3 protein-coding genes are annotated in these 6,262 nt (G+C 45.8%); all 3 read right to left on the bottom strand.

Annotated elements, in window-relative coordinates:
• Positions 1–170: 170 nt before the first annotated feature.
• A complete protein-coding gene (locus tag VIP81_RS01495) occupies positions 171–1,688 on the bottom strand; it encodes a redoxin domain-containing protein (protein WP_331956706.1) in 1,518 nt (505 codons plus the stop codon).
• Between the two features lie 32 nt (positions 1,689–1,720).
• Positions 1,721–3,298 (bottom strand): RagB/SusD family nutrient uptake outer membrane protein, encoded by a 1,578-nt coding sequence (locus VIP81_RS01490; protein ID WP_331956705.1) that lies wholly within the window; start codon positions 3,296–3,298, stop codon positions 1,721–1,723.
• A 39-nt stretch (positions 3,299–3,337) separates the two neighbouring features.
• A partial coding sequence (locus VIP81_RS01485; RefSeq protein WP_331956704.1) for a TonB-dependent receptor occupies positions 3,338–6,262 on the bottom strand: 2,925 nt, incomplete at its 5' end.

The raw sequence follows: 6,262 nt of genomic DNA, 5'->3' as shown, positions 1-6,262 counted from the left end.
AAAAAATAACCGATTTTGTTAGAGCTTAAAGCATAAAGCAAAAAGCAAAAAGCTATTTTAGCGAATAATTACAGCGGAAATGATATTCGCCCTGGTCATTCGCAAAAATAGCTTTTTGCTTTAGGCTTTAAGCTTTCTGCTCTAACAAAAATAGCTTTTTGCTTTAGGCTTTAAGCTTTCTGCTCTAACAGCAATTGAATCATGTCCTGCAACATTAACTCTGCATCGTGATTCTGAATCATGAAATTGCTGAAGATGATACGGCCGTTCTGATCTATCAGGTAGTTGGTAGGCGCTCCCCGTACCGGAAGATTGTGGCGATTAGCTTCCACATCTCTTAAAGGAGTAAAGCTATAACCACTTGTTTTTATAAATGGTACTACATATTCATCCTGATCAGCCACAATGTTGATGCCTACATAAGATACCGGTTGTGATTTGAAGTTTTTCAGTACGCTTTCGAAGTGCGGAAACTCTCCTCTGCATGGGCCGCAGCCGGGAAACCAGAAAGTCAGCAATACCACTTTGCCTTTATAATCGTTCATGGTCACTTTGCCGGAACTCAGATAAGCATCGAGATTAAACGACGCCGCTTTGGCGGAAGCAGTCAGCTTTTGCCGGATATCGGTATATACCGCGGCTGTTGATTTACCTGCTTTTTCAGCATACGTCATCAGTGCTTCTTTCATTGACCTGGCAGGCGTTTTTACATAATATTTCAGCAAAGTATCATAAGCAGCTGCTGCACCGCCAGCCTGCGCGGCTACTTTAGCTTTCAGCAACGCCACTGTTTCCGACTCTGTACCCCATCTTTTTACTTTCACCGTCGTCAATACTTCAGTGGCAGCTGCTGCGTTATTTTCACCCAGCAATTTTTGCACCTGCACCAACTGCGTGGCCAATTGTACATTTTTCTCATATTCGGATTTCGTGTCTGCTTCCAACCCGGGAGTCGCCACCAGACCCGACATCAATTGCAATGCTACGGCCGGATCATCGGCCAGGAGCACATCAAAATATTCAGACATCGCGGATTGGGACCAATCGAACTTTGCTACCGGGAAATCTTTGCGTAGCTGTTCGTAGTAAGCCAGTTTCTTTTGTTTATCGGCAGCGCGGAATGCCAGCCAGTACAACGATTGTGCACTACGTTGACTTTCCGGAAACTTCTGTATTAACTCCTTACTCAGGGCTAAATACTTTTCCGGGTCACTGCTTTGAAAAGAGTAGGCATAGGAAGATAAATAATCCGCATTGTCCGGTTCCGCGGCTACGGCATTGGCCAGGTATTCCCTTGATTTTTTAAAATCACCCCAGCGTTCTGCATCGATAGCTAATTCTTCCCAGGCTACTGCCAATTTAGGATTTATCGCTACCGCCTTTAGCAGGAAAGGTTTCGCTGCAGGGCTTTCCCGATTGGCATAAAACTTCCCATAGGCATAAGGAACCGCCGCTGCTTTTGGATATTGCTTCATCCACAGCTGGTATTGCTTTACGAAGGCGGCGCTATCTTTCCATGCCGCCTGCAGATAAGCTTCGTGCGCTGCTATATTATCCGGATGCGCTGTAATAACAGCCCGCAGACTATCCTTATTGTTGGCCGACTGTGCCGCCAAACATAGTGGTAGCGCCAGCAGCGCCCCTGCCGCCAGCATGTATTTATGCAGTTGATTGAACATGATTTTCATATAATTGGTTTTGGATAATTATGGTAGAAAAATTAATTCCATCCGGGATTTTGTTCCAGCACTTTTCCTGCAGGATATCGCTGTAAAATGTTTTGCGGAATAGGGAAATAATACATTTTGGGATCGAAGTAGCGTTTTTCCAACGGCACGGTAGCATAGGTTCTTGCGCCATTTGTTTCGCCGATTTTTACCGCGGTAATGTCAGTGCCAATCATCGTGGCACCGGTAGCCCATCTCCTGATATCATTCCAGCGCTGCCCTTCAAATGCCAGCTCTATAGTGCGTTCGCGTACATACAAATCCCAGGTAAGTTGCCCTGTGGCAATATCCGGCATGTTCACTCTTTTGCGTAACCGGTTGATGTAGGTGCGGGCTTCTTCCGGATTATTCAATTTCAGCTGGCACTCGGCATAGTTCAGGTAAATTTCCGCTAACCGCAGCATAATACAATTCTGGTAATTGGTGTTATTGCCGCTGAAAATATAAGCCGGGTTCAGGAATTTACGCAGCATATAGCCGGTATGGCTGGTAGCAAAGGTAGATGGATTGATAGCAGAACCCAGTTTCATATCCATGTTGGTATTCATCCAGTTCGTACCATCATACATGATGCTGGCCTGAAAACGCGGATCACGGTTGCTGTAGGGATGTGCCGGATCAAATAAATCAGATTGATTCCAGGGCTTACCATCTGTCATCAGGTACTGATCTACCAGGTTTTGTGTGGGGCATTCTACCACACTGCTAAAGCCCGTGAAATAAGAAGAATTATCATACGTATCGAGCGCATGCACCTGGTTACTCTGATCTCCTGCGTATTCTTTATTAAAAATCACCTCTTCGTTGTCATCATTTTCCGGATAGAACATGCCGGCATAATCCGGGAACAAACTAAAAGGACCTTTATCCATGATTTCTTTAGCAGCAGCTGCTGCTCCGGTATAATCCTTTTGATTCAGCAACAACCTGCATTTCATGCCTAGCGCAGCAAAGCGGGTAGCCCTGCCGGTAGACGCAGCCGGATATTTGTCTGGTAATAAAGTAGCCGCCGTATTCAAATCGCTTAACATAAACGTTACGCAGGCTTCTACGGTACCACGCGGTATCGCGAGGTCATCGTCCAGCGTTAATACTTTATCCACAATCGGAAAGCGGCCGAAAGTAAAATAAATATCCAGGTAGGTGAGTGCGCGGATAAAAAGCATTTCTCCCTTTATCTGTTGCTTTCCGCCATTGCTGAGAGGCATATCGTCGAGGTGCGACAGCACCGTATTACAAGCCCGTATATTAGCATAACCATTCGTCCACAAGTCTTCATAAATACCGGAAGAAGGCGAATACTGGCCGGAATTAATTTTGTTACAGTCCAGGAATGAACGGGCACTTTTGGCCTCATCGGTAATATCACAGGGCATCCAGTTGCCAGCATCATCATAGATACTGTGGATACCACTATAAGTCTGTAATACCGCACGGCTGATCAGGGCACTGTCTGTCCATACGTTGTTATCACTATAAAGGTTCAACGGCCCCTTATTCAGCGCGTCTTTGTTACAGGACAGGATGCCCAGTGTAAGCGCAAGTGATATATAGCTGATTAATTTTTTCATTGGAGAGCATTAGTTAGTTCAAATAATTCTATGCACACATCAGAATTGCAGCGTAGCACCCGCGGCAAATGATTTCATTAGCGGATCACGTACCTGACCGGCACTTTCCGGATCAAATAATTTGAAATGAGTGAAAGTGAAAAGATTGTTGGCGCTCACAGATAAACGAAGACTTTTAGCACCTACACGACGCAATACCGAAGCAGGAAGACTGTAGCCCAGTTCTATATTTTTCACCCGGAGATAAGCCGTGTTGGCAAGCCAGTAATCAGATGTCTCCTGGTTGTTCTGGTTATCATACCATAAGCGGGGATAGGTAGCATCGGTGTGAGTGGGTGTCCAACGATCCAGCTGTTGACTAGAAGCAGGCATGTTTGTGTAACTATACCCTTTTACATTACCACCACCCTGCAGCAGCACATTCAGTTCCAGGCCACTATAACTGCCGCCAACGCGAATGCCATACTGGATTTGCGGAAAGAAATTAGCTCCCACCGGTATCCGGTCTTTAGCCGTAAGTACACCATCGCCATCCACATCTTTGTAGCGGATATCTCCAGGCGCTGTATTGGGATACAGCGGAGTGGGCCCTTTAGCTACTTCTTCTGCACTCTGATACAAACCATCCGCCGCATAACCCAGGTATCTGAATCCTACCGTATTATAGAAGAACCCAATGGATTTACCACTTAATTTCTGCCAGTCAGGAATACTCTGCGACTCCGGGTAGCTCACGATTTTATTATGTGCAAATGTGATATTGGGTGAAATAAAATAAGTGAACTTCCCCAGATGATTGGTATGGCTCAACGCAATTTCAAATCCCCTGGCATCCACCACTCCGTTGTTAACATCCGGGAGTCCGATACCAATTACATCAGGCACCTGCTGGGAAGGGGGAACAAGAATATCTTTGGTTCGTTTATAAAAATAATCTGCTTCCAGGGTAAACAGGTCATTCCTTACATGCGCCTCTATGCCTACGTTGGAAATGACGGCACGCTCCCAGGTAAATGCCGGATTGGGCAACACGTTGGGAGATAATGTCTGGTAATAAGTAGGAGAAGTACCTCCCAGCGAATATCCTGGGGTACTACCCAACGCATAGGTAGTCAGGAACTGGTAGGGCGCTACACGATCATTACCCAGCTGCCCCCAGGAACCTCTTATCTTCAAAAAATCCAGATCGCGGCTGATATCTTTCATAAATGGCTCTTCTGAAATCACCCAACCGGCAGATACCGAAGGGAAGAAACCATACCGGTGGTCCGGTGGAAAAATATCAGATCCGTCATACCGGAAATTAAATTGGAATAAATACCGCTCTGCATAGTTGTAGGAGAACCGGCCCACCAGCCCTCTCCGGGCATTTTGTGTACCGCTGCCACTGTTACTTACCCTGGTAGGATCACCCAGACTTAACTCAGATAAACTGGAAGATACAAACCCATCTCTTTGCGTATTAAAATCATCGCCGGTAGCATTGGTTTGCGTGTATAGCAACATACCGGAAACATTATTCTTCCTAAATGATCCATCGTACTGTGCACCGCCTTCCAGGGTAATACTCTGTCGCTGACTGAATGTTTCCCGCAAATAAGGCGAAGTAGGATAGGGAGTTGCTTTATTGAAATTGCCCGCGGCATCCAGGGTGTACATGTCGTACGGCGTTGCAAACCGCTTCGCAAAAGAATAAAATTTATCGTACGAGCCGTTTCCTTTTAATGACAATCCTTTGATCCAGGGCAGGTCGTATTGCAATGTAACTACCGAATTAAAAATATTGGAATTTAAACGATTGTAACCGGATTGCCCTGTCGCTTGCTGGTAGGCATTTCCACGCTGTTCCGGTACGCTTGCATACAAGCCATTGCTGAACTGGTTTACACGGATAGGTGGTGTGTTATACACATTTTCTATCACGTACTCTGACCCATATACCGCTTCGGCATTCCGCTTACTGAACGAGCCATTAAGGTTCATCGTCACTTTCAGATCACGGGTAATTTTTGCCTCCATATTGCTACGAAGGTTATACCGGTTATAATTTTCCACTGGCATCAGGCCATCATTTTTTACGTAGCCACCAGAAAGATAGTAGCGTACGTTTTCATTACCACCGGAAGCTGCCAGGTTGTACGTCTTTTGCCAGATAGAAGTAGCCAGTACTTCTTTCAGCCAATCGGTATTGGGATAACGATCGGGATCTGAACCATCTTTATATTTCTGCAACTGTTCCGCGCTGTAACCCATTCCCTGCGCAGGCTGATACAGATTTTCATTCTGCAGCGATTCGTTGTATAAAGAGGCATACTGATAAGCATCCAGTTGCTTATAGTATTGTGTAGGCCGCTGGTTAATCACATTCGCACTGAAGGTAATACTGGCCTTACCCATACTACCTCTTTTGGTAGTCACTAATATTACACCGTTGGCCGCACGCGCACCATATACCGATATGGCAGAAGCATCCTTCAGCACCGACACCGATTCAACATCGTTATAGTTCAGATCATCCAGACTTCTGTCAGGAATACCGTCTATCACGATCAGCGGAGCTGTATTATTAAAGGTGCTGAGTCCACGGATATACACAGCAGAACCCGCACCTGGTGCACCTCCTGACTTCATCACGTATAAACCCGGCAACCTGCCCGACAGCATATCGGAAACGGATATACTGGAATGATCTTCTGTTAATTGTTTGGAATTTACAGAAGCGATCGCTTCAGTTTTATTGCGTTTGGTAGTAACACCGTAGCCAATTACCACAGAAGCATCCAGATCCAACACCGCCGATTTCAGTGATACCGTTACCTGTACGCTGCCATCCCCCACTTTAATGCTTTTCTCTACTGGCTTATATCCAATATATGTAACCGTTAGCAGGTAATCGCCGGGCGCCAGATTTTTAAAGGTAAATACACCTTTTTCGTTGGTCACCGTTCCTTTGCTGAAAGGCCG

Source organism: Chitinophaga sp., from assembly GCF_036566945.1.
Classification (GTDB): Bacteria; Bacteroidota; Bacteroidia; order Chitinophagales; family Chitinophagaceae; genus Chitinophaga.
This window is presented reverse-complemented; position numbering and strand designations above follow the sequence as displayed.

What these genes read in the sequence shown, in the direction of transcription:
- VIP81_RS01495 (WP_331956706.1), bottom strand. Translation starts at nt 1,688, where the DNA reads ATGAAAATCATGTTCAATCAACTGCATAAATACATGCTGGCGGCAGGG.
- VIP81_RS01490 (WP_331956705.1), bottom strand. Translation starts at nt 3,298, where the DNA reads ATGAAAAAATTAATCAGCTATATATCACTTGCGCTTACACTGGGCATC.